Consider the following 22,155-nt stretch of genomic DNA (forward strand, 5'->3'; position numbering starts at 1 on the left):
TGGCGATATTCCTTGGGAGGGAACAAAATGTACAAAGTCATCGGAGCCACCAAATCCCGCGCCTTGCGCGTTATGTGGATGCTGGAAGAACTGGGCGAACCTTACGAGCACATCGCCTGCGGCCCACGGTCTGACGAGGCCAAGCAATACAATCCATCCGGCAAGATCCCGGCCCTTGTTGACGGGGATGATGTGCTGACGGATTCTGTCGCGATCATGCAATATCTGGCCGACAAACACGGCAAACTGACCGCACCCGCAGGCACGCCTGCCCGCGCGCGTCAGGACGCCATGACATTCTGGCTGATCGACGAGATGGACGCGATCCTGTGGGCTGCGGCCAAACACAGCTTTGTCTTTCCAGAAGAACAGCGCGTGCCGGAAATCAAGGACAGCCTGAAATCCGAATTTGCCCGCGCAGCAAAAATCCTGTCGGACCGTCTTGAGGGGCCGTTTTTGATGGGCGACAGCATCACCGTGCCGGACCTGCTGGCGACCCATTGCATCAACTGGTCCATCGGGGCCGGCTTTCCCAGCGTCGATGACAAGCTGGGGGCTTGGGCCAAATCCACGCGCGAACGCCCCGCCTTCAAGGCCGCGACGTCGAAAGAAGCTTAAGCTTTCTGCGCCCAGGCAGCGGCGTGTCGCCCTGCCCATCGGCCTGTCGCGAGGCAGGCCGAGATCAGGTAGCCGCCCGTCGGAGCCTCCCAATCCAGCATCTCGCCTGCAACAAAGACACCGGGCCGCATGCGCAGCATCAGTGTGTCATCGACCGCATCAAACCGCACCCCGCCCGCCGTTGAAATCGCCTGATCCATGGGCCGCAATCCGGCATGGGTAATGCGCAGCGCCTTGAGCAGCTTTGCCAACGCTTTTGCATCCTGCGGCAACGGCCGTGCCATTTCCTGCAGCAGCGCAATCTTGGCCACGTCCAGTTTCAGCGTTTTGCGCATGTAGTTGGCCATGCTCATCTTGCCGCGCGGCTTTTCCAGCTTTTCGACCAGGGCCTTTTCGGTCTGGTCCGGCAACAGGTCCAACATCAGGGGATGCCCTTCGCGGACCCCGCGCGAGACAGTGTAGATGCCGCCGCCCTCAAGCCCTTGGGCAGAAACAAGCGCCTCTCCACGGGACCGGTAGGGGCCTGATTTCAGGCCGATCCCCTTCAGCGCCGCTCCGAAATGCGCCATCATATGGGGCGACCACTCCATTGCGATACCGGCATTGGCTGGGGCAAAAGGGGCAATTGGCACATCGCTGTCTGCCAAAGGCACAGCCCATTCGCCGGTTGACCCCAGCCGCACCCAACTGGCCCCGCCCATCGCCAGCACCGTCACGTCCGCCCGCAAGAGCTGTGGCCCCTCGGGCGTATCAAAGGCCAAATCATCGCCCTGCCACCCCGTCCAGCGCCAGCGTGTCTTGATCTGTACCTGTGCGTCGGCCAGCCGCGCAAGCCATGCCCGCAACAGGGGCGAGGCCTTCATCACGGTCGGAAACACCCGCCCGGTGGACCCGGCAAAAAGCGTCTGCCCCAGCCCCGTGGCCCAGTCCTGCACCGCAGTGTTATCGAAAGCTTCGATCATCGGGGCCAGCGCACCGCGCGCACCGGAAAATGCTGCCAGAAAGGGCTCGGACGGTTCGACCTTGGTCAGGTTCAGTCCTGATTTTCCGGCCATCAGAAACTTGCGGCCCACGGAGGGTTTATGGTCGCAAATGGTCACGGCCAAGCCCGCCTGCGCCAACATCTCGGCCGCCATGAGGCCGGCAGGGCCTGCACCGATGACAACGGCTTGGGCGCGGGTCTTGGGGTCTGTGGTCATGGGGCACCCTTCGGGGGAAATCTAGAAACGATGCGCACCAATACATTGACTGAACGCCAATTGCACGACGATCATTGCACACGTCACCGTTGGAGTATCGACAATGCGTATCATCCTGATCCTGACAAGCCTGACCTTGCTTGGTGCCTGCGGTATTCCGTTTATCTAGGTCGCTTGCCCAAGCGCCTGCGTCTATTCGTCAGCCAAACCTGGCCGGGGCACGCACATCGCCTTGATCTGGTTGGCGATATCAGGGGACGCCGCAACGGTAAGCGCAACGATGTCACGTGCCGTCGACATCAAATCACCTGGGTCCACGATCCGGTCGACAAGCCCGTACATCAACGCCTCGTCTGCGGTGATCTTTTGACCGCCCATCAAGATCAGCTTGGTACGCGCAGGGCCGATCAGCGCGACCATGCGCGCGGGGTCGCTGGGTTGCGGCAAGAACCCCAACTTCATCACCGGATAGAAGAACTTGGCCGTCGGTACCGCGATCCGCATGTCGCAGGCCAGTCCCATCCCCATGGCACCGCCGGCAAGTGTGCCGTTCAGCGCGCAAATGCTAAGCCCGGGCAAGGCGGCTATCGCACCCGACAGCCGTTCCCAGATCGTCGATGTGGCAAGCCCCGCGCGGGCTTCGTCCAGATCGGCACCCGCGCTGAACACTTTGCCGTTGCCTGTCAGGATCACGGCACGGGCGGCCTGGGCATCCTCCATGAAGTCGGCAAGGGACACCAACATTTCATGGGTCAGTGAATTGGCCTTTTCGGGGCGGTTGATCGTCGCGACCCAAACGTCGCCATCGCGTGAAAATTCGATCATATCAGACCGACCGTCTTGCGGATGTCTTCGTCGCGAAGCGAAATTTCCTCGCCACAGAACCTGTCTGCCTCGGCGCTGCACATCCACAGCAGGGCGCGGGCCGGCCAATCGGCGGGAATGTGGTCTTCCCAGGCAAGCTCACTGACGGGATTGACCCCGCTTTGCTTGATCTCGCGCTGCATCTGGGTGGCAACCGTGCCGGGTGACAGCCCGATGGCACGAATGCCGTTCGCGGCTTCCTCAAGGTGGACAGAGCGGCCCAGCATGTTCACTGCGGCTTTGGACGCACAATAATGGCTCCATGCTTCGATTGCGTGGTGGGCGGCACCTGAACTGATGGTCAGGATCGACCCGCCACCCGCCTCTTTCATCACCGGCAGCACGGCACGCATACCGTTGTAGACACCCTTGAGGTTGATATCGATCGCCTGCCCCCAGTCATCGGGGTCGGACGTGGCAAGATGCGAGATCGGTTCGATCACGCCGGCATTGTTGATGAACACGTCGACACTGCCAAACGCCTGCAAAGTGAAATCGACAGCGGCGGATACTTCGCCATAGCGGGCCACATTGCACGGGATCGCGATGGCCTTCTGGCCGATCTCGCCCGCCAGATTGCCAATCGCGTCCTGCGACCGCGCCATCAGCACGACATTCGCGCCTGCCTTGGCAAACACACGCGCGGTTTCGGCCCCGATGCCACGGCTCGCGCCCGTGATCATGACGGTTTTGTTGGTCATATCCATGTTGTGCTTCCTTTTTATCCTTGGTTCGGGTGTCCACCGGTCTAGTGTCCCGAAACTGATCAATAATTAGCATCATCTTATGCGGCGACCAGATAAAAGCCCACCGCTAGGCCGAAACTTAGGATAAGGGTGAACGCGGCTTTGCCTTGTAACCCGACCCATGGCAATTATCTATTTGTCGCGCAGCCACGCCGCGATCGCCACGGCCCTCGACATAGGAATATCGAATGAACGGACTTTACCGCGTCTTTACGACAACTTCTCTGGGCATGATTTTTATCGCTCAGGGCGCAGTGGCGGACGTGACCCCCGGCGATGTCTGGCAGGACTGGCGCGACTATATGCAAGGGGTCGGCTATGGTCTGACAGCGACTGAAAACATGTCGGGCGACCGTTTGACCGTCAGCGACCTGCGTCTTGATATGGTGACCGATCCCGATCAGGGCGAGGTCACGGTATCATTTGAAACGCTCAGCTTTGTCCAGAACGCTGACGGGACAGTTTCCGTGGTCATGCCCGATGCGATGCCGATCGTCGTTGATGTCGTCCCCAGTGACGGCGACGGTGAACCGGTCCGCATGGCACTGACGGTCAACCAGACGGGCCAGGACATGGTCGTCAGCGGCACCCCCGCCGCGATGACCAGCACCTATGCCGCCGGCCTGCTGGGGCTGACCCTTGATGCCCTGACCGTAGACGGCGAAACCCTTGATACGACGAACGCCATGATGAAGATCATGATGACCGATGTGAAAAACACAACCCGCACCAGCATCGGCGCGATGCGCGACTACACCCAAAACAGCAGTGTCGCCTCCGTCACCTATGACATGCGGTTCAAGGACCCCAAGGAACCTGCGGTCGCCACCATTACAGGCACCTCGTCTGACTTGGCGCTGCGCGCAAACGGGGTTCTGCCGCTTGGTCTGGCGCAAATCAGCGACATGGCGGGCATGTTACAGGCCGGCATGGATGTAAGCGGTGCCATATCCGGCGGCAACAGCACGCTGACCGTCAATATCGAAGACCCGAACAGCGGTGACACCTCGGCTGCGGTCGCCACCGAGGGCAGCACACTGACGGTCGAAACCGGCCCCGACGGCCTGAGCTATGCAGGCACGCGTCAAGGCACGACCGTTTCCGTGCAACCACCCGAATTCCCCTTCCTGCTGTCCTTTGCCATGGATAACGCCGCCTTCAACCTAAGCGCCCCGGTGACGCAATCAGACGCCCCGCAAGATTTTGCCCTTGGCCTGAACATCGGCGACTTCACCATGTCGGACATGATCTGGGGCATGATCAATCCCCAAGGCAACCTGCCGCGCGACCCCGCGTCTATCGCGCTGGACCTGACCGGCAAGCTGACCCTTCTGGCGGATTACCTGGACCCCGACGCCGCAGAACAGATCGCCGAGACGGGTGACATGCCCGCCCAGGTCGAAAGCGTGAACCTGAATTCACTGATCGTCGATGCCCTTGGTGCCAAGCTGACAGGCAACGGGTCTGCGGTTTTCGACAACTCGGACCCAGATACCAGCGGCTTGCTGACGCCGGCAGGCGCGATAGACCTCAAGCTTGTGGGGGGGAACACGCTGTTGGACAGTCTGGTTGAATCCGGTCTGTTGCCTGCAAACATGGCCATGGGCGCGCGAATGATGATGGGCATGTTCGCTGTGCCTGGTGACGGTGACGACACACTAACCTCAAAGCTGGAGTTCACCCGCTCGGGCGCGATTCTGGCCAACGGGCAGCGGATTCGATAACCGCCTTGCCCCATCCTTCAACAGCGCGTCCCTTGCGAACCTGCAAGCGGGGGGTTAGCTGTCCATTGAATTTCCAAGGAGCTTTCCATGTCGCAATCCCTTGATGCGCTTACCAAAGCATTGTTGCACGCCGCCAAGCAGGCAGGCGCGGATAGTGCCGATTCCATGGCCGTCCGCGGGACGTCTGTCAGCGTCGATGTGCGCGGCGGCACCCTGGAACAAGCCGAGCGTGCCGAGGGTACCGACATCGGCTTGCGCGTGTTTGTCGGCAAAAGGTCGGCGAATGTGTCGGCCTCGGACACGTCTGACCGCACCATCGAAGAAATGGCGTTCCGCGCCGTCGCCATGGCAAAAGAAGCCCCCGAAAATCCCTATACGGGCCTTGCCGATCCCGATCAGCTGGCCACGACCTGGGACATTGACGCGCTGGAGCTCTGCGATCCGACAGCAGAACCCTCCCCCGAAGCCTTGCAAGATGATGCCGCACGGGCCGAAGCGGCTGGCCTTGCGGTAAAAGGGGTAAGCCAGGTCCAATCTGCCAGCGCAGGATATGGCGCACAGCAGGTTCATCTGGCCGCATCCAACGGTTTCGAAGGCGGATACCGCCGCACCGATCGCGGCCTGTCTTGCGTGGCGATTGCAGGGACCGGCACCGGGATGGAGCGGGACTATGACGGCGACAGCCGCATCTTTCAGGCCGATCTGCGCAGCGCCGAAGACATCGGCACATCCGCTGGCGAACGTGCTCTGGCCCGGATGGACGCGCGCAAACCGCCCACAGGGGCCTATCCGGTGCTGTTCGACGAACGCATTTCCTCGACGTTGATCGGGCATTTGCTGGCGGCAGTCAGCGGATCGGCGATTGCGCGTGGCGCATCATGGCTGCGCGATGCCATGGGCGAAAACGTCTTGCCCAAAGGCCTGTCGATCATCGAAGACCCGCACCGCCCGCGCACATCGGGCTCGCGCCCGTTTGACGCCGAAGGCCTGCCCACGGGCAGACGCGTGATTGTCGAAGACGGCACGCTGAGAGGATGGACGCTTGATCTGGCGACCGCGCGCAAATTGGGGATGGCCCCGACCGGAAACGCTGCCCGCGGTCCGGGATCAAACCCCGGCCCGTCGGTCTGGAACATCGAATTGACCCAAGGGGACGTCACGCGTGAAGACCTGATCAAACAGATGGGGACCGGGCTGCTGGTCACTTCGATGATCGGATCGACGATCAACCCCAACACGGGCGATTATTCGCGCGGGGCCTCGGGCCTCTGGGTCGAGAATGGCGAAATCACCCACGCGATCAATGAATGCACCATCGCGGGCAACCTGCGCGATATGCTGGGCAGCATCGTGCCTGCCAACGACGCCCGCACCCATCTTAGCCGCGTGGTGCCGTCGCTTCTGATACCGGGGATGACACTTGCCGGCGCATGATCTTGACCTTTTGATCGACTGCGCCCGCAAGGCCGGTCAAATCGCCTTGGGCTTTTCGGGTCAAACGGCGAAACGCTGGGACAAAGCCGACGGCGCTGGCCCCGTGACCGAAGCGGATCTGGCCGTGAACGCCATGCTGCACGCCGATCTGATCGCCGCGCGGCCCGACTATGGCTGGCTGTCCGAGGAAAGCGAAGACGGTGCCCGACGGTTAAGCCAGTCCGAGGTTTTCATTATCGACCCGATTGACGGCACGCGCAGCTTTATCGAAGGCTCTGACACCTGGTCCCATTCGCTGGCCGTCGCGCAAAACGGCCAGATCACCGCAGCGGTGGTGTTCCTGCCCATGCTCGACCGGCTTTTCGCGGCATCCCTGGGGGGCGGTGCAACGTTGAACGGCGAAAAAATCAGTGCCTCCGAAACACGGGGGCTGACCAATGCCACGGTGCTTGCCACCAAACCCGTTATGGCCGAACAGCATTGGCAAGGCGATCCGGGTTTCAAGCGCGCGCACCGTCCTTCATTGGCCTACCGATTGGGATTGGTGGGGCAAGGCCGGTTTGACGCGATGGTCACCCTGCGCAAAAGCTGGGAATGGGACATTGCCGCAGGCGCGCTGATCGTGACCGAAGCAGGTGGGCTTTGTACAGATAAAACCGGCGGTCCTTTACGGTTTAATAACGCCGATCCCCGACTGAATGGGGTTCTTGCGGGGGGCGCTTCGGTCCATGCGGATATTCTGAGCAGCCTTGCCCCCGCGTGATCCAATGCCTTAGATAGACCCCAAGGCCATCTCTTTGAAAACAAAGGACAGCACCATGACCCAACGCCTGCATCTCGTCTTTGGCGGTGAACTGGTTTCACCCACCGGGACCGCTTTCAAGAATGTGGATGACATCCACGTTGTTGGCATCTTCCCAAATTACGCCAGCGCCTATGACGCCTGGAAGAACGAGGCACAGCGCACCGTGGACAACGCGCATATGCGCTATTTCATTGCCCACCTGCACCGGTTACGCGACGAAGAAGCGGCTGCATCTTCGACCGAAGAACTGGGCTAACCCACGATGGCGGGGTCGTTTGGGTTGACGGCGTATCGCGCTTTTGCCGGCCGAGGTGCTGCGGCACCGTTTGAACCCGTGGCCATCCGCCCCCAAGGCGAACTGGTCTGGTGCCATGCCCCCGAACCCGGCAGCCTTATCGCGATCCAGGACCTTGCCGCGCGCCTGTGCCGCAGCCGATCAGGGCTAAGCGTGCTGATCACGGTCCCGCCGTCAGCAAACGGAACGGAGCTGCCGAAACCCTCGCATAGCGATGTGTTGATCGATACCTTGCCAGAAGATCACCCCGCCAGCGTCGCCAAATTTCTGGACCACTGGCAGCCGAATGCCTGCATCTGGGTTTGGGGGCGCTTGCGCCCGAACATGATCCTCTCCCTGGCCAAAAGGTCCTGCCCGATGTTCCTGATCGATGTCGACAGCGACGGGTTTGACGGGCGGCGGGACCGCTGGCTTCGGGATCTGACACGGGATCTGCTGTCTCACTTCTCGGCGATCCTGGCGCGGTCAGAGGCGGGGTTTCAGCGCCTGGTCCGCCTTGGCGTTGCCCGCGACGACATCGAAGTAACCGCAGCGCTGCAAGCCGGTGGGCAGGCCCTGCCCTGCATTGAATCCGATCTGGCGGATCTGTCGGCCGCGTTGGTCGGCCGACCCATCTGGTTCGCCAACCAAGTGCTCGAGGCCGAGCTTGGCACGGTATTGACAGCACACCGTCAGGCCCTTCGGCTGTCGCACCGGTTGCTGTTGATCCTGCAGCCCGCTGACCCTGCCCAAACCGATACCTTCGCTGCCCGGATGGCAGAGCTTGATTTTCGCGTGTTGCGATGGGGCGATGGGGGCTATCCCGATGCGTCGACCCAAGTGATGATCGCGGATGATCCCGCCGAAATCGGGCTGTTCTACCGGCTGGCCCCAGTGTCGTTTCTGGGCAGTTCGCTGGTCAACGGCGGCGGCGGGTGCGATCCTTTCGAGGCCGCCGCACTTGGGTCAGCCGTGCTTTACGGCCCCAAGGTCCGGCGGTTCTTGCCCTCTTATACCCGGCTTGCAGCCGAAGGGGCGGCGCGGATCGTCAATGACGCCACGGCACTGGGCACGGCTGTCAGCCGCTTGATCGCACCCGACCAAACCGCCGCGATGGCCCATGCGGGCTGGGATGTGATCAGCCGGGGGGCCGCACTGACGGATAAGGTGGTCGATCTGGTTCAAGACACCCTTGACCTGCAAGAGGCCGGAGGATGAGCCGCCCCCCCGCTTTCTGGTATCTGCCGCGCCCCGATTGGCGCGCGCGTTTGCTGCAACCGCTTGGCGCGCTTTACGCCAAGGCTACCGCGCGCAGGTTGGCCCAAGGCACACCGGAAAAGCTGGATATTCCGGTGGTCTGCGTCGGCAACATCAATGCAGGCGGAACCGGAAAAACGCCCACGGTGATGGCCGTGGTTGAACACCTGCGCAATATTTACCACACGCCGCATATCGTGTCGCGCGGATATGGCGGCACCGAAAAAGGGCCCCTGCAAGTCGACCCGGCAAGGCATACCGCAGCCCAAGTTGGCGACGAACCTTTGCTGCTCGCCGCTTTCGCGGAGGTCTGGGTCGCCAAGGATCGGGCAGCCGGGGCGCGTGCGGCGCAGCAGGCCGGGGCCAGCGTCGTGGTGTTGGATGACGGCTTTCAAAATCCGGCGGTGTCCCAAGACCTGAGCATCGTGGTCGTCGATGCCGCGAAAGGTTTTGGCAATGGCCTGTGCCTTCCGGCGGGGCCCCTGCGCGAGCCGGTGCAAACGGGATTGGCGCGCGCGGATCTTGTGCTCTCGATCGGCAGTGACAGCGATCAGGAAGGCTTTGATACCACGGCCCTACCATCTGGTCTGCCCCACGTACGGGCCGAATTGAAACCGTTGCAAACCGGCATGGATTGGTCTGACACCCGCGCCTTGGCCTTTGCCGGAATAGGACATCCGGAAAAGTTCTTTGCGACCCTCAAGGGATTGGGTGCCAAGATCGTCCACGCGGAGGCGCTTGACGATCATCAGGCGCTGTCAACGGCACTTTTGACACGGCTTGAAGCAGATGCATTTGCCAAGGGCGCGCAGCTTGTAACGACAGAAAAGGACGCCGTCCGGTTGCCGGCGTCCTTTCGGATGAAAGTCATCACACTGCCCGTGCGTCTGGACCTACCGCCCCAGAATGCGCTGTTCGACGCCTTGGATCGATTGCCCAAGCCCGCATAGCTGGCCGGAATTTTCAAAAATCCCGATCCGTTTTCTTCGAAGGAAACGGCCAGTCCGTCAACTTTCAGTCATCTTCGCCCAACTTGGGTGCCGCACGATGAAGCGCCAGTTCCGCCCCTGAGAACACGAAGGGGGATCTGATCCCAGGCACGCCGTCCAGCTCGACCTTCATGCCCCGTGCAATCACCTGAGGATCATCGAACATATCGGCCATATCGTTGATCGGCCCGGCAGGCACGCCCTTGTCTTCGCATGCGGCCAGCAGGTCGTCACGGGTGCGCATGCGTGTCGCTTCATTCAGTCGGCGGATCATCTCGGGGCGGTTTGCGACGCGGTCAGAGTTTTTCGCGTAGTCCGCCGCCTCTGCCATATCGTCCAGCCCGAGCATCCGACACAGGCGTTGGAATTGCCCGTCATTGCCGGTCGCGATGATCAGGTGCCCGTCGGAGGATTCAAACACCTCATAGGGGGTCAGGTTCGGGTGTGCATTGCCCATCCGGGTCGGGGCCTTGCCCGTCGTCAGATAGTTCATCGCCTGATTGCCCGTTACAGCCACCGCGCAGTCAAGCAGCGCCATGTCGATATGCTGGCCCACACCCGTCTGGCTGCGCTGGTGCACAGCGGCCAGAATGGCTGTGGTCGCATAAATGCCGGTGAAGATATCGGTAATCGCCATCCCGTGTTTTTGCGGCTGGCCATCCGCCTCGCCGGTGATCGACATCAGACCGGACATCCCCTGAATGATGAAATCATAGCCCGCGCGATGCGCATAGGGGCCCGTCTGACCAAAACCCGTGATCGAACAATAGATCAACTTGGGGAATTGTTTGGACAGGCTGGCGTAGTCCATGCCGTATTTCGCCAAGCCACCGGTTTTGAAATTCTCGATCAGGATATCGGCGTCGGCCAATAGTTCCTTCATCTTGGCCTGCCCCGCGCCGGTGGTCAGGTCGACCACGACCGATGCCTTGCCGCGGTTGGCCGAATGAAAATACGAGGCTGATTTATCTTCGCCCCGCTCGATGAACGGAGGCCCCCACTGGCGGGTATCATCGCCAGCGGGGCTTTCGACCTTGATCACCTCGCATCCAAGATCGGACAGGGTTTGGCCGGCCCAGGGGCCTGCCAGAATACGCGCCAGCTCAATAACCTTGAGCCCTTCAAGAGGGGCCGCCATCAGTCGGCCAGCGCTGCGTCGATGATCTCTTTCATCTCTGCATAGGGCATGTTGGAGTATTTCGTGCCGTTGATGATAAAGCTTGGTGTGCTGGTGATGTCGTCGGCCTTCTGGTTTTCTTCCCACCAGGCGACCAGTGTCTGCGCCTTGGTGCTGTCCTGCAAGCAGGCCTCGAGCGTGTCGCCGTCGATCCCGGCAAGGCGACCGATCTTGCGCAACTCACCCACGATGGCTGCAGGCTCACCTGCCCGCACCCATTCGGACTGGCCTTTGTAGATCAGATCGCTGATGCCAAAGAACTTTTCCTCACCGCCGCAACGCGCGACCATAGACGCCCACAAACCGTAGCGGTCAAAGAACACTTCGCGGTAGGTAAAGCCGATTTTATCGGTGTCGATGTATTCTGCCTTGAGCTGTTTGTAAGGCCCTTGGTCAAAGGCCGCGCAATGCGGGCAGGTAAAGGATGCATATTCAATGATCTGCACCGCAGACTCTGCATTGCCCAGCTTCATTTCCTTGATCGTCGACGTATCCACATCCGCCGTTTCGGTCGTTTGGGCATTCGCCGCGCTTGCAAGCGGGTTGATCTGTGCGCTGTTCACGGCGTCAGGGCCGCTGAAAACATACCAGCCGCCAGCAGCAGCAACGGCCAAAGCCGCGAGAATTGGGAAAGTGCGTTTCATCTGTTTTCCTTTGTCAGCGTTTCGTCTTGTTCAATATGTTCTCGCCCAGACGTGCAAGGGCATCGCGCAGGCTTTCGTCGCCCATGGCCCCCACGGTTTCCGTGGCGCGCTGGCGCAACACCGGGTCTGCGGGGGCGGCGGCATGCGCTTTGGGCCGTGCCTCGAACGCGACCTGACCTTCGGCAAAGCCGGTTGCAGCCGTCTGCGTCACCCGCACGCGGGCGATCGCGTTATAGCCGTACACCGCGTTCACCTTGGCGCGCAGTTGTTCCTTTTGCATCTCGAGCATCGGAGCATTCGACCCGTTGGTCAGCAGCGTCAGGGTTGCCCCCATTCCCGCCCGGCCATAGCTTACCTCGACCGGCCTCGAGATCGACGCAACGTCCTCGCCCACGATCTCGGCCCATTGGGTCAACAGCCGGGATTGTGCAAAGCCACGGGTTTCGCTGGCCTGTCTGATCTTTGCAGACAGCAGGCTATCGGTCCGTTTAAAGCCTTTTGTACTGGTACGCCGTGGCGGCATGACTATCTTTCCCGAATGACTTGCCACAACATAGCAATCCCGTCGGGTATCGCCAGCCCAACCCAACCGCAAAGGCCATAAACATTGCGTGACACAGATGATACAAGCACCCTGCCGCGCATCTTGCTGGAATGGTATGATGTGCACGCCCGCGCCATGCCGTGGCGCGTTGGCCCCACGGACCGAAAGGCAGGCTTGCGCCCCGATCCATATCGCATCTGGCTAAGCGAAGTCATGCTGCAACAGACCACGGTGGCCACGGTGCGCGACTATTTCCAACGCTTCACGGCGCGCTGGCCAACCGTTGCCGATCTTGCCGCTGCCCAAGACGCAGATGTCATGGGGGAATGGGCGGGGCTGGGCTATTATGCCCGGGCGCGCAATCTGCTGAAATGCGCCCGCGCTGTCGTGGACCAACATGGCGGAGAGTTTCCGGCCGACCATGCAGCGCTATTGAAACTGCCGGGCATCGGGCCATATACGGCGGCGGCGGTTTCATCTATCGCCTTCGATCTGCCCCACGCGGTACTGGACGGCAACGTCGAACGCGTCATGGCGCGGCTTTATGAAATTCACACCCCCCTGCCCGCCGCCAAACCGGAAATGATGGCCCGCGCCGAAGCGCTGACCCCAAGGGTGCGCCCCGGTGATTACGCCCAAGCCGTGATGGACCTTGGGGCCACCATCTGTACGCCCAAATCCCCCGCCTGCGGCATCTGCCCGTGGCGCGCCCCATGCGCCGCCCGACAGGCCGGAACCGCGGCAGAGCTGCCCAAGAAAACGCCCAAGACCCCCAAGCCGGTGCGCCACGGCACGGTCTATCTGGCGCAGCGTGAAGACGGCGCGTGGCTGCTGGAAACGCGCCCCGACAAGGGCTTGCTGGGTGGCATGTTGGGCTGGCCCGGGTCGGACTGGATCGATTCCGGCGCGCCGCGCCCGCAAGGCACGCCGCCCGTCGACGCCGACTGGCAGGTCCTGCCCGGCGAGGTCCGCCACACCTTCACGCATTTCCACCTGATGTTAACCGTCATATACGCCTCTGTGCCCTCAGATCTTTCGCCCGACACCGGAGAGTTCTTTGCCCCGGACAGATTCCGGCCTTCAGATTTACCAACAGTCATGCGCAAGGCATTTGATCTGGCGCGTTAGCGGCAAGGCATCACAGTTCCAAGGATCGTGAATCTGCGCTACAAAGAACCGACCCTCGTGAAAGCAAACACCTCATGACCAATACATCCACAAATATCAGCACGGATCAGCTGGCGCAGATCAAACGGGCACTGCCTTTTGCCTTGTCCTTTGCCCTGATACCGCTGGTTTGGTTAACGGCCTATGCCGGGGGCTGGGCGGTCATCCTGGTGCCCCTCATCACGTGGTACCTGTCTTCAATTGTCGACAGCCTCCTGGGCTTGAACCTTGATAATGCCGATCCCGACGCGACGGATGAAGACCTGTTCTGGTACCGCATGATCCCGTTGCTCTGGATGCCAGCCCAGCTGGTCACACTGCTGGCGATGCTGTGGTACGTGCCGCAGGCCGACCATCTGGGCGGCTGGGAACGGTTCTTTATCTTCTTTGGAATAGGCGTGATGACCGGAACCATCGGCATCAACTATTCCCACGAACTGATGCACCAGAAGAGCAAACTCGAGCGCCTGTGGGCCGACATCCTGCTGGCGATGGTGCTCTATTCGCATTTCCGGTCGGAACACCTGCTGGTCCATCACCGCTATGTCGCCACCCCCCGCGACCCGGTAACGGCCCATTACAACGAAGGGTTTCACCGCTTTTATCCGCGCGTTCTGCGCCAGTCCTGGAAATCCGCCTTTCGCGCCGAAAAGGCGATGTTGGCACGCAAAGACAGGCCCTGGACCCATAGAAAGAACCCTTTTTTCAGGTATTGGGCGCTTCAGGGGACGTTTCTGATGCTTGCGCTGCTCCTTGGAGGCTGGGCTGGACTGGGGCTTTTCCTTGTTCAGGCTGGCACTGCGATCTGGCAGCTTGAGCTGGTCAACTATGTCGAACACTACGGCCTGACCCGCAAACATCTGGGTGACGGAAAATATGAACATGTCCAGCCGCATCATTCATGGAACGCCGCGCACCGGGCCTCGAACTGGTTGCTGATCAACCTCCAGCGGCATTCCGACCACCATTACAAGCCGGACCGACGCTTTCCCGTGCTGCAAACATACGGTGCCTCGGCTGCGCCACAGCTGCCTTACGGCTATCCTGTCATGACCGTCATGGCGATGATGCCATGGGTCTGGCGGCGCGTCATGAACCCGCGCGTTCGCAAATGGCGCGAGATGTATTACCCGGAAATCACCGACTGGACCGCCTATAACAAGGGGACGACACCGTACCCTCGTTGATGGCCCGCGTTGACGAGATGTTAATCCGATCCTGACATCAAATAATATCGGTTCATTTGGGGGGGGGGATATTATGATCAGTCAGCAACAGCGACGCCGGACACAGGGTACAGAGAGGGTGCCAACCTGTCTGATCATCGAAGACAGCAGATTTGATCAGCAAAGAATGACGCGGATGATCAACAAATTCGCGGAAGACATGCAGGTCTATGTCGCAACAACCCTTAGGGAAGCGCGCCGTACGCTGGCAGAAAACCGGGTTTCGGTGATCTTGCTCGACAACAACCTGCCCGACGGGCTTGGCGCGGACTTTGCAATCGAACTGGCCGACCTGAAGGTGTTTTCCCATATCCCGGTGGTCATGGTCAGCGACTGGCCCTCGCCGTTCATGTGGGAAAAAGCCGCAACAGCCGGTGTGCTTCATGTCGTGAACAAGGCGGAATTTGGCAAGCATTACCTGATGGATGCCCTCAGACACGCCAAGACCAGACAGGCCCCCGTACATTAAGGCTGGTCCGAAGGCCATGAATCCAAAAAGACCCCGCCAAATAGGCGGGGCCAAGGTAAGTGCATTTTATAGCGCTCCTTCAAAGGAAGGGCGCAAGCACCAGCGGTGTTCATAAACTTGTGAGGAAATCGGGTGGAGGCCTAGTTGGCCATCTCTGCCCTGATTTGCTGGCGCAAGATATCGATCGGCACACGTTTGCCGTCTTTCTTGTAGCACCAGTATGTCCATCCATTGCAGCTGGGGGCTTTTTCATAGGCCGCACCAACCTGGTGGATTGATCCTTTGACTTCATTGCCGATCAACGTGCCATCGGCACGCACCTTGGCCGAATAGCGTCCGTTAAGCGAATAAAGCTCTTCTCCCGGGCGCAGCATCCCACGCTCGACCAGCTGGCCAAAGGGCACACGTGGTTCGGCGCGTTTCGATGTCGTTGTCTGCAAGGCTTCCTTGTCAAACTTGCGCACGGATTTGATCCGCTTTTCCGCAACCTTGCGATACGCTTCCTCGCGCTCGATCCCGATAAAATCACGGCCCAGCATCTTGGCGACGGCACCGGTCGTGCCTGTGCCAAAGAACGGATCCAGCACCACATCACCAGGGTTGGTCGATCCAACCAGAATACGGTGCAACAGGCTTTCGGGCTTTTGCGTGGGGTGCGCCTTGTCACCCGCATCGTCTTTCAGGCGCTCGTGGCCCGTGCAGATCGGCAGCACCCAATCACTGCGCATCTGGATGCCTTCGTTCAGCGCCTTGAGCGCCTCGTAGTTGAAGGTGTATTTGGAGTTTTCGTCCTTACCGGCCCAAATCATCGTTTCGTGGGCGTTGGTAAAGCGTTTGCCGCGGAAGTTCGGCATCGGGTTCGACTTGCGCCACACCACGTCATTTAGGATCCAGAACCCCTGATCCTGCAACGCAGCACCGACCCGGAAAATATTGTGATAGCTGCCGATCACCCAGATCGCCCCGTTTGGCTTAAGCAGGCGTCGCGCCGCCTTCAACCATTCGCGGGTGAACTTGTCATAGACGGCAAAGCTTGCAAACTGGTCCCAGGCATCATCAACCGCATCGACTTTGGAATTGTCAGGTCGATGCAAATCGCCTTTCAACTGCAAATTATAAGGCGGGTCCGCAAAAATCAGATCAACTGATCCTTCCGGCATCGCATTCATCGCTTCAATGCAGTCGCCTGCAAGGATTGTGTTCAAGGGAAGTGCGTTTGCACCCTTTGTCATCGTCTTCATAATTTGCTGCCTCTGTCCCGGCACATTGTGTGCTCTTGGTTGAGGACAAGGATGCCCCGACAGACGATTCGCGGTCAATTTGTTTTTTGAATCAATCGCTTAGTTATTTATCTTGATACAACATCTTGTGTACCGGCTTGAACAAACGTCTATGGTGTGGGGTCACCCCAAGATTTTGAAGCGCCTCTATGTGGCTTTTCGACCCATATCCCATGTTCGTTTCCCAGCCATAACCGGGGTGCTGTTGCGCCAATGACAACATGACACAATCCCGACATATTTTGGCCATAATTGAGGCAGCCGAAATCGACTGGGACCGTGCATCCCCCTTGATCACTGTCTGCGATTTGATCGCCAGATCACGCGGGACCATATTGCCATCAATCAGCGCGAAATCAGCAGGCGTGCGCAGGCCGTCCAGGGCCCTCACCATCGCCAGATGGCTGGCGCGCAAAATATTCAGCTCCTCGATCTCCTCGACCGAGGCATGGGCGATGCTTACATCCGCCACCGCCATAATTTCGTCATACAATCGTTCCCGCGCCCGCTTGGTCAACTTCTTGGAATCGTTCAGGCCTTCGGGAATGCGCGCAGGGTCCAAAACCACGGCCGCCGCCGTTACAGGCCCCGCCAAGGGTCCGCGTCCAACCTCATCAACACCCGCCACCCGCGCAAAGCCGCGCGCATAAGCATCCCGTTCAAATTCAAAATCTGGTCCCATAGGTCCCCGAAACACCAGGCGTGAAGAAACCTCAACCCTGATCTCTTCTCTGGCTCTTAAATATCCTCGCCGAAGGCTGTCCAAAACACTTCTGTTTTGGACATAAAAAAGGGAGAGATGCCCGAACACCTCTCCCCCACACCCGGGCGACAAACAATCCGCCCGGTTTCGGCACGCGGAAATTAACCGCGCGCCAAACTGTATCCGGCCCCGCGCAAGCAGCGGGCATCATAGCCGACACGCTTCCCTTGCACTGTCCGGATCCTTTGCGCGCATTGCTGCGGCAAACGATTTGCATGACGATAATTCTTTTCAAGACACCGACGCCCGAACATCAGCACCGATCCGCGGCGGGTCTCGAAGCTTTGAAAACAACGCTGTGGCAACAGCTTGTCGTCATGGCGCGCCCGATTGTTCTTGTGGCCATACCCCCGCGGCAACGGCCGTGGTTGCACCTGATGACGCTGCTCAACCCGCGGCGCGCGGTACACGGGCGCAGGATCGACACGGTGACGGGTGACCGCCTGCTCCCGGTTATCCTCCCGCTTGTTGCGGTCGTGGATGATTTTCCCGATGATCGCGACCCCCAGAACCCCGGCAGCGATGCGGGCAAGGTCACGGTTACGTTCCCCGGCAGCGGCCGCGGTTGCGCTGATCGCTGTGACGGCAATAGAGACCGCGGCGATGGTTGCGATAAACTTGCGGTACATAGGTCTGATCCTTTCTCAACAAGACACGGGTCCAGCCCCATGCAAAGCCACGATGATGGCTATACCCCAACCTCGCCCCGACCCCCAAAGACAGGCAATAACATCCCGATGTTATCCGATATCACCGCACCCAAACCCCATTGGATATTGAATATCCGCTGGCAAAGGCGCACTCTGTCTCTATGAAACGCATATCCCTCGCCGTGCTGATATCAGCCGCCTTCGGCCTCGCCGCGCTGCCCGCTCAGGCGGCAGGCTGTTATGCCGATTACAAGGCCAAACAAGAAAACCCTTTGCGCCTGCATTACGGTGTGGCGCAGATATCAGGTGCCTGTGACCGCGCTGCCTCGCAGGCCGAACTCACACAACGCCTTGCAGCGAAGGGCTGGACACTTCTTACGGTGATCTCGGTTTTCGGCGAAGACGGGCTTAACCAAAGGAGAGACAGTGCAGGACAAAACTTCCTACGCTTCTGACATAAGACGCGCCGGTGGCCGTTTTGTAGGAGGCGGAATTTCAGCTATCGTGGCGATCTTGTTGATCGGCGCGGGTCTGTTGCTATGGGCCCTGCCCGACGCCAATGCGTTCAACGCCCAGGTAGAACGCATTTTCATCGAAAACGATGATCTGACAGCCCAGGCTGAAATCAAATTGCTAGAAATCCTCGCCCAGTCAGGCTCGGTGTTCTCCGAAACCCTCTCAAGCTACCGCATCGTCATCATTGTTTTGCTGGTTTTTGCCACCGCGATGCTGGTCGCCGCCCTCGTGTTCCTGATCATGCTGGTCAGCTTCAACCGCCGCATGGCCCAGATCGAACGCGTCGGCATTCAGGTCAACTCCCTGCTGATCAGCCGCGAGGAAAACACAGTCTACCTTAACAACCTCGGCTTCAAGCTTACCGCCGCCGCGATGGAAACCATGTCGGTCCTCGCCGAAGCACGCATGGACGATGATGTCATGTCCGGCTCTGAAATCGAAGGCGTGATCTCGGGCCGCAATGCCGCAGATTGCGACGAAGCCGCCGGAGCTACCCGCATCAAACGCCTGCGCGACACCCTCGGCAATCAGATCGTCTCGGAACTGCTGGTCAAGAACATTGCCCGCCGTGGCTATATGCTCGCCATCGACAAGGACGTGATTAAGGTCATCTGACCCCTTCATTTTTCAAAATAAACTCCGGGGGGACGCGTTTACGCGGCGGGGGCAGCGCCCCCTCTGGACACCGGCTGATCCATACCCCTAGGGTGCGCTCAATCACAGCACCAAGGATCACGCCAATGCCAGCCCCCCACAACCCTTTCAAACAATCTCTCAAAGACGGCGAAACGGTTTTCGGCTGCTGGCTTGCCCTCGCAGACACGTTCAGCACCGAACTGATGGGCACGGCAGGCTTTGACTGGCTTGTGATCGACGGGGAACATGCCCCCAATGATCTGCGGTCGATCCTTGCCCAGCTTCAAGTGCTCGAAGCCTCCAGCAGCCATCCGGTCGTGCGCGTGCCGATCGGTGAAACCTACATGCTGAAACAGGTTCTTGATGCCGGCGCGCAAACGGTGCTGGTCCCGATGGTCGACAACGCCGATCAAGCCCGCCAACTGGTCCGCGACGTGACCTATCCGCCCCACGGCGACCGTGGCGTCGGCTATGCCCTGACCCGCGCGGCGCGGTTCTCTCAAACGGCGGATTACGGCACCACGGCCGATGACCAGATCTGCCTGTTGGTGCAGGTCGAAAGCGTCAAGGGCCTTGCCAACCTTGATGACATCCTCACCGTTCCGGGCATTGATGGTGTCTTTATAGGCCCCGCCGATCTGGCGGCCGACATGGGGCATATGGGCAATGCCCTGCACCCGGATGTACAGGCTGCAATCATGGGGGCGCTCGGCAAAATCGATGCCTCGGGCAAGGCCGCCGGAATTCTGTCCACCAATGACGGGATGACGCATGCCGCCATCAAGGCTGGCGCGCGTTTCGTCGCCGTGGGGGCCGATGTGTTGATCCTCAGCCATTCCGCCCAGGCCCTGGCCGGCAAATGGCGCGACACCCTTAAATGACACGCGGCATTGCCCTGCTGGGGCTGGCCTACGTGCTCAGTCAGTTCTTCCGCGCCTTTCTGGCCGTGCTCAGCCCTGCCCTGCGCGCCGATATCGGGGCCGGTCCCGAAGACCTCGCCTTTGCGTCGGGCCTTTGGTTCTTTGCATTTGCCGCAATGCAACTGCCTGTCGGCTGGGCGCTTGATACCATCGGGCCCCGCCGCACGGCCGCGGGCCTGCACCTGCTGGGTGCCGGTGGCGGGGCGGCGATCTTTGCGCTGGCAACCACCCCCCTGCACATCGACATTGCCATGGTCCTGATCGGGATCGGCTGCGCGCCCGTGCTGATGGCCGCCTACTATATCTTCGCCCGCGAATACCCGCCCGCCCGCTTTGTCGTGATGGCCTCTGTCATGGTCGGCGTCGGCACCTGCGGCAATCTGGTGGCATCCTACCCCATGGCCATCGCCGCCGAGACGATCGGCTGGCGCGCATCCCTGTGGGGGCTTTGCGCCATCACCAGCCTGACGGCGCTTGGCATCTGGACCGTCGTCCGCGACCCTGTCCGCCCCGAAGGCGAGGCGCGCGGCAGTCTGTTGGCTGTCTTCAAGATCAAGGCGCTTTGGTTCATCTTTCCCATCATGGCCGTCAGTTATGCCCAGGTCGGTGCCTTGCGCGGCCTTTGGATCGGCCCCTATCTCGAGGACGTCTTTGCCGCCGACGCCCACCGCATCGGCCTTGCCACCTTGTTGATGGGATCCGCGATGGTCGCGGGCACCTTTGCCTATGGCCCGCTTGACCGCATCACCGGCAGCACCAAATGGGTCGTCATCAGCGGGACTACCTTGAATCTTGTGGCGCTTTTCGGGCTGATTTTGTACCCGTCCGGCAGCCTGTTCCTTGCAATCCTGCTGATGGCCGCCATCGGTTTTTTCGGCGCGACCTATGCCATCATCATGTCGCACGGGCGCAGCTTTCTGCCGCCCCACCTGATCGGGCGCGGCATGACCCTTTTGAACCTGTGCAGCATCGGCGGTGTAGGCGTCGCGCAATTCCTCTCGGGCCGCGCCTATGCTGCAAGCCAACCGGCGCTGACCCCCCAAGCCCCATATGTGGTGATATTCACCCTGTTCACGGGGCTGATGCTGGCGGGGTTGTTCGTCTATCTGTTTGCACGCGACACACGCCATTAACGCGCACCCCCTTTCCCCGCACGAACAAGCGGTATATGAGGCGCGCACCATCACATTTTAATATTGGAGTTTTCAGATGGGTTATCGCGTCGTCATCGCGGGTGCCACAGGTAATGTGGGCCGTGAAATGCTGAACATCTTGGCCGAGCGCCACTTCCCTGTAGACGAGATCGTGGCACTCGCCTCGCGCAAGTCTATGGGATCCGAAGTCAGCTTTGGCGACAAGACACTCAAGACGAAAGACCTTGATACGTTTGACTTTACAGGCTGGGACATGGCGCTGTTTGCCGTCGGTTCGGAAGCGACAAAGAAGTATGCCCCCAAAGCCGCCAAGGCCGGATGCGTGGTCATCGACAACTCGTCGCTTTATCGTTACGACGCCGATATCCCGTTGATCGTCCCCGAGGTTAACCCTCAGGCGATCCACGAGTATTCCAAGAAGAACATCATCGCCAACCCCAACTGTTCGACCGCGCAGATGGTTGTGGCGCTGAAGCCGCTGCATGACCGTGCGACGATCAAGCGCGTCGTCGTGTCGACCTATCAGTCTGTGTCCGGTGCGGGCAAAGACGGCATGGACGAACTGTGGGACCAGACCAAGTCGATCTACAACCCGACCGATGACAAGCCTGCGAAAAAGTTCACCAAGCAGATCGCCTTTAACGTGATTCCGCATATCGACGTCTTCATGGACAGCGGCGACACGAAGGAAGAATGGAAGATGATGGTCGAGACGAAGAAAATCGTCGACCCCAAGATCAAGGTTACGGCCACCTGCGTGCGCGTGCCGGTCTTTGTCGGCCACGCCGAATCGATCAACATCGAATTCGAAGACCACCTGGACGAAAACGAGGCCCGCGATATTCTGCGCGAAGCCCCCGGTGTCATGGTAATCGACAAGCGTGAAGACGGTGGATACGTGACGCCCGTCGAATGTGCCGGCGATTTCGCGACCTTCATCAGCCGCATCCGTCAGGACAGCACAATCGACAACGGCATCAACCTGTGGTGCGTCAGTGACAACCTGCGCAAAGGGGCCGCGCTGAACGCGGTACAGATCGCAGAGTTGCTGGGCCGCGAAGTTCTGAAAAAGGGCTAAGCCCCAAGACACTGTTCCATG

The 22,155-nt window shown here is 60.1% G+C and carries 24 protein-coding genes; 15 read left to right on the forward strand and 9 right to left on the reverse strand.

The genetic code is table 11. The annotated features are described in order from the left end of the window. Positions 1-27 precede the first annotated feature (27 nt). A complete protein-coding gene (locus RGAI101_RS11020; protein ID WP_008224923.1) occupies positions 28-618 on the forward strand; it encodes a glutathione S-transferase family protein in 591 nt (196 codons plus the stop codon). Here the strand turns inward: RGAI101_RS11020 and RGAI101_RS11025 are convergent. From RGAI101_RS11025 to RGAI101_RS11035, 3 genes are all read right to left on the reverse strand, one after another. Beyond that, positions 615-1,817 (reverse strand): TIGR03862 family flavoprotein, encoded by a 1,203-nt coding sequence (locus RGAI101_RS11025; protein ID WP_008228955.1) that lies wholly within the window; start codon positions 1,815-1,817, stop codon positions 615-617. The genes RGAI101_RS11020 and RGAI101_RS11025 overlap by 4 nt on opposite strands. 192 nt (positions 1,818-2,009) lie before the next feature. Next, positions 2,010-2,642, reverse strand: a complete 633-nt coding sequence (locus RGAI101_RS11030; protein WP_008226308.1) for an enoyl-CoA hydratase/isomerase family protein — start codon at positions 2,640-2,642, stop codon at positions 2,010-2,012. Beyond that, complete coding sequence (locus tag RGAI101_RS11035; protein WP_037228018.1) at positions 2,639-3,388, reverse strand: SDR family oxidoreductase; 750 nt, start codon at positions 3,386-3,388, stop codon at positions 2,639-2,641. Before RGAI101_RS11035 ends, RGAI101_RS11030 begins: the two co-directional genes overlap by 4 nt. A gap of 227 nt (positions 3,389-3,615) precedes the next feature. Here RGAI101_RS11035 and RGAI101_RS11040 point away from each other — a divergent pair, with 227 nt between their 5' ends. The 6 genes from RGAI101_RS11040 (at position 3,616) to lpxK (ending at position 9,871) form a co-directional block, all read left to right on the forward strand. Continuing rightward, the gene (locus RGAI101_RS11040; protein WP_008227955.1) at positions 3,616-5,151 is read left to right on the forward strand and encodes a DUF2125 domain-containing protein; all 1,536 of its coding nucleotides are present in this window, start codon (positions 3,616-3,618) and stop codon (positions 5,149-5,151) included. 87 nt (positions 5,152-5,238) lie between these two features. After that, positions 5,239-6,585: a TldD/PmbA family protein gene (locus RGAI101_RS11045; protein WP_008225326.1), complete on the forward strand. Its 1,347-nt coding sequence runs from the start codon at positions 5,239-5,241 to the stop codon at positions 6,583-6,585. Further along, positions 6,572-7,348 (forward strand): 3'(2'),5'-bisphosphate nucleotidase CysQ, encoded by a 777-nt coding sequence (locus tag RGAI101_RS11050; protein WP_008226522.1) that lies wholly within the window; start codon positions 6,572-6,574, stop codon positions 7,346-7,348. The genes RGAI101_RS11045 and RGAI101_RS11050 overlap by 14 nt, the downstream gene beginning before the upstream one ends. Positions 7,349-7,403: 55 nt before the next feature. Further along, positions 7,404-7,646, forward strand: a complete 243-nt coding sequence (locus RGAI101_RS11055; protein ID WP_037228020.1) for a DUF4170 domain-containing protein — start codon at positions 7,404-7,406, stop codon at positions 7,644-7,646. Between the two features lie 6 nt (positions 7,647-7,652). Beyond that, positions 7,653-8,882: a 3-deoxy-D-manno-octulosonic acid transferase gene (locus tag RGAI101_RS11060; protein WP_008227974.1), complete on the forward strand. Its 1,230-nt coding sequence runs from the start codon at positions 7,653-7,655 to the stop codon at positions 8,880-8,882. Then, positions 8,879-9,871, forward strand: a complete 993-nt coding sequence (gene lpxK / locus RGAI101_RS11065) for a tetraacyldisaccharide 4'-kinase (protein WP_008225872.1) — start codon at positions 8,879-8,881, stop codon at positions 9,869-9,871. Before RGAI101_RS11060 ends, lpxK begins: the two co-directional genes overlap by 4 nt. A gap of 64 nt (positions 9,872-9,935) precedes the next feature. On the opposite strand, the gene RGAI101_RS11070 is transcribed toward lpxK, so the two are convergent. From RGAI101_RS11070 to RGAI101_RS11080, 3 genes are read right to left on the reverse strand one after another with little or no spacing between them, the layout of a single operon-like run. Then, entirely contained in the window at positions 9,936-11,048 is a 1,113-nt protein-coding gene (locus RGAI101_RS11070; RefSeq protein WP_008229033.1) for a CaiB/BaiF CoA transferase family protein, read from the reverse strand. Further along, the gene (locus tag RGAI101_RS11075) at positions 11,048-11,731 is read right to left on the reverse strand and encodes a DsbA family protein (protein WP_008227519.1); all 684 of its coding nucleotides are present in this window, start codon (positions 11,729-11,731) and stop codon (positions 11,048-11,050) included. Before RGAI101_RS11075 ends, RGAI101_RS11070 begins: the two co-directional genes overlap by 1 nt. Before the next feature lie 13 nt (positions 11,732-11,744). Continuing rightward, positions 11,745-12,254 (reverse strand): DUF721 domain-containing protein, encoded by a 510-nt coding sequence (locus RGAI101_RS11080; protein WP_008228701.1) that lies wholly within the window; start codon positions 12,252-12,254, stop codon positions 11,745-11,747. An 84-nt stretch (positions 12,255-12,338) separates the two neighbouring features. Here RGAI101_RS11080 and mutY point away from each other — a divergent pair, with 84 nt between their 5' ends. The 3 genes from mutY to RGAI101_RS11095 all read left to right on the forward strand — a co-directional run bounded on the left by mutY (position 12,339) and on the right by RGAI101_RS11095 (position 15,137). Continuing rightward, positions 12,339-13,403 carry an A/G-specific adenine glycosylase gene (mutY, locus tag RGAI101_RS11085; RefSeq protein WP_008227319.1) on the forward strand — a complete coding sequence of 355 codons (1,065 nt, stop codon included), beginning with the start codon at positions 12,339-12,341 and terminating at the stop codon, positions 13,401-13,403. A gap of 74 nt (positions 13,404-13,477) precedes the next feature. Continuing rightward, positions 13,478-14,629 carry an alkane 1-monooxygenase gene (locus RGAI101_RS11090; protein WP_008225581.1) on the forward strand — a complete coding sequence of 384 codons (1,152 nt, stop codon included), beginning with the start codon at positions 13,478-13,480 and terminating at the stop codon, positions 14,627-14,629. 73 nt (positions 14,630-14,702) lie between these two features. After that, positions 14,703-15,137 (forward strand): response regulator, encoded by a 435-nt coding sequence (locus RGAI101_RS11095; RefSeq protein WP_157044675.1) that lies wholly within the window; start codon positions 14,703-14,705, stop codon positions 15,135-15,137. A gap of 140 nt (positions 15,138-15,277) precedes the next feature. Here the strand turns inward: RGAI101_RS11095 and RGAI101_RS11100 are convergent, their stop codons facing one another. The 3 genes from RGAI101_RS11100 to RGAI101_RS11110 form a co-directional block, all read right to left on the reverse strand. Beyond that, positions 15,278-16,378: a site-specific DNA-methyltransferase gene (locus RGAI101_RS11100; protein WP_008225162.1), complete on the reverse strand. Its 1,101-nt coding sequence runs from the start codon at positions 16,376-16,378 to the stop codon at positions 15,278-15,280. A 103-nt stretch (positions 16,379-16,481) separates the two neighbouring features. Then, positions 16,482-17,099 (reverse strand): ribonuclease HII, encoded by a 618-nt coding sequence (locus RGAI101_RS11105; protein WP_008225328.1) that lies wholly within the window; start codon positions 17,097-17,099, stop codon positions 16,482-16,484. 182 nt (positions 17,100-17,281) lie between these two features. After that, positions 17,282-17,809, reverse strand: coding sequence for a hypothetical protein (locus tag RGAI101_RS11110; protein ID WP_254655268.1), 528 nt, complete (start codon positions 17,807-17,809; stop codon positions 17,282-17,284). A 182-nt stretch (positions 17,810-17,991) separates the two neighbouring features. Here RGAI101_RS11110 and RGAI101_RS11115 point away from each other — a divergent pair, with 182 nt between their 5' ends. The 5 genes from RGAI101_RS11115 to RGAI101_RS11135 all read left to right on the forward strand — a co-directional run bounded on the left by RGAI101_RS11115 (position 17,992) and on the right by RGAI101_RS11135 (position 22,134). Continuing rightward, on the forward strand, positions 17,992-18,285 hold the full coding sequence (locus RGAI101_RS11115) for a hypothetical protein (protein WP_037228024.1): 294 nt from the start codon (positions 17,992-17,994) through the stop codon (positions 18,283-18,285). Between the two features lies 1 nt (position 18,286). Further along, positions 18,287-18,961: a winged helix-turn-helix domain-containing protein gene (locus RGAI101_RS11120; RefSeq protein ID WP_037229424.1), complete on the forward strand. Its 675-nt coding sequence runs from the start codon at positions 18,287-18,289 to the stop codon at positions 18,959-18,961. Between the two features lie 125 nt (positions 18,962-19,086). Next, positions 19,087-19,863 carry an HpcH/HpaI aldolase family protein gene (locus tag RGAI101_RS11125; protein ID WP_008228671.1) on the forward strand — a complete coding sequence of 259 codons (777 nt, stop codon included), beginning with the start codon at positions 19,087-19,089 and terminating at the stop codon, positions 19,861-19,863. Next, complete coding sequence (locus RGAI101_RS11130) at positions 19,860-21,035, forward strand: MFS transporter (protein ID WP_008229437.1); 1,176 nt, start codon at positions 19,860-19,862, stop codon at positions 21,033-21,035. Before RGAI101_RS11125 ends, RGAI101_RS11130 begins: the two co-directional genes overlap by 4 nt. 76 nt (positions 21,036-21,111) lie before the next feature. Beyond that, the gene (locus tag RGAI101_RS11135) at positions 21,112-22,134 is read left to right on the forward strand and encodes an aspartate-semialdehyde dehydrogenase (protein WP_008225422.1); all 1,023 of its coding nucleotides are present in this window, start codon (positions 21,112-21,114) and stop codon (positions 22,132-22,134) included. Positions 22,135-22,155 lie beyond the last annotated feature (21 nt).

Origin of the sequence: Roseobacter sp. GAI101, from assembly GCF_000156335.1 — a bacterium.
In the GTDB taxonomy this organism is placed as follows: domain Bacteria; phylum Pseudomonadota; class Alphaproteobacteria; order Rhodobacterales; family Rhodobacteraceae; genus Sulfitobacter.

What these genes read in the sequence shown, in the direction of transcription:
- RGAI101_RS11105 (WP_008225328.1), bottom strand. Translation starts at nt 17,099, where the DNA reads ATGGGACCAGATTTTGAATTTGAACGGGATGCTTATGCGCGCGGCTTT.
- RGAI101_RS11030 (WP_008226308.1), bottom strand. Translation starts at nt 2,642, where the DNA reads ATGATCGAATTTTCACGCGATGGCGACGTTTGGGTCGCGACGATCAAC.
- RGAI101_RS11090 (WP_008225581.1), top strand. Translation starts at nt 13,478, where the DNA reads ATGACCAATACATCCACAAATATCAGCACGGATCAGCTGGCGCAGATC.
- RGAI101_RS11100 (WP_008225162.1), bottom strand. Translation starts at nt 16,378, where the DNA reads ATGAAGACGATGACAAAGGGTGCAAACGCACTTCCCTTGAACACAATC.
- RGAI101_RS11080 (WP_008228701.1), bottom strand. Translation starts at nt 12,254, where the DNA reads ATGCCGCCACGGCGTACCAGTACAAAAGGCTTTAAACGGACCGATAGC.
- RGAI101_RS11110 (WP_254655268.1), bottom strand. Translation starts at nt 17,809, where the DNA reads ATGTACCGCAAGTTTATCGCAACCATCGCCGCGGTCTCTATTGCCGTC.
- lpxK (WP_008225872.1), top strand. Translation starts at nt 8,879, where the DNA reads ATGAGCCGCCCCCCCGCTTTCTGGTATCTGCCGCGCCCCGATTGGCGC.
- RGAI101_RS11095 (WP_157044675.1), top strand. Translation starts at nt 14,703, where the DNA reads ATGATCAGTCAGCAACAGCGACGCCGGACACAGGGTACAGAGAGGGTG.
- RGAI101_RS11025 (WP_008228955.1), bottom strand. Translation starts at nt 1,817, where the DNA reads ATGACCACAGACCCCAAGACCCGCGCCCAAGCCGTTGTCATCGGTGCA.
- RGAI101_RS11125 (WP_008228671.1), top strand. Translation starts at nt 19,087, where the DNA reads ATGCCAGCCCCCCACAACCCTTTCAAACAATCTCTCAAAGACGGCGAA.
- RGAI101_RS11040 (WP_008227955.1), top strand. Translation starts at nt 3,616, where the DNA reads ATGAACGGACTTTACCGCGTCTTTACGACAACTTCTCTGGGCATGATT.
- RGAI101_RS11070 (WP_008229033.1), bottom strand. Translation starts at nt 11,048, where the DNA reads ATGGCGGCCCCTCTTGAAGGGCTCAAGGTTATTGAGCTGGCGCGTATT.
- RGAI101_RS11055 (WP_037228020.1), top strand. Translation starts at nt 7,404, where the DNA reads ATGACCCAACGCCTGCATCTCGTCTTTGGCGGTGAACTGGTTTCACCC.
- RGAI101_RS11035 (WP_037228018.1), bottom strand. Translation starts at nt 3,388, where the DNA reads ATGGATATGACCAACAAAACCGTCATGATCACGGGCGCGAGCCGTGGC.
- RGAI101_RS11115 (WP_037228024.1), top strand. Translation starts at nt 17,992, where the DNA reads ATGAAACGCATATCCCTCGCCGTGCTGATATCAGCCGCCTTCGGCCTC.
- RGAI101_RS11045 (WP_008225326.1), top strand. Translation starts at nt 5,239, where the DNA reads ATGTCGCAATCCCTTGATGCGCTTACCAAAGCATTGTTGCACGCCGCC.
- RGAI101_RS11060 (WP_008227974.1), top strand. Translation starts at nt 7,653, where the DNA reads ATGGCGGGGTCGTTTGGGTTGACGGCGTATCGCGCTTTTGCCGGCCGA.
- RGAI101_RS11135 (WP_008225422.1), top strand. Translation starts at nt 21,112, where the DNA reads ATGGGTTATCGCGTCGTCATCGCGGGTGCCACAGGTAATGTGGGCCGT.
- RGAI101_RS11020 (WP_008224923.1), top strand. Translation starts at nt 28, where the DNA reads ATGTACAAAGTCATCGGAGCCACCAAATCCCGCGCCTTGCGCGTTATG.
- RGAI101_RS11075 (WP_008227519.1), bottom strand. Translation starts at nt 11,731, where the DNA reads ATGAAACGCACTTTCCCAATTCTCGCGGCTTTGGCCGTTGCTGCTGCT.
- RGAI101_RS11130 (WP_008229437.1), top strand. Translation starts at nt 19,860, where the DNA reads ATGACACGCGGCATTGCCCTGCTGGGGCTGGCCTACGTGCTCAGTCAG.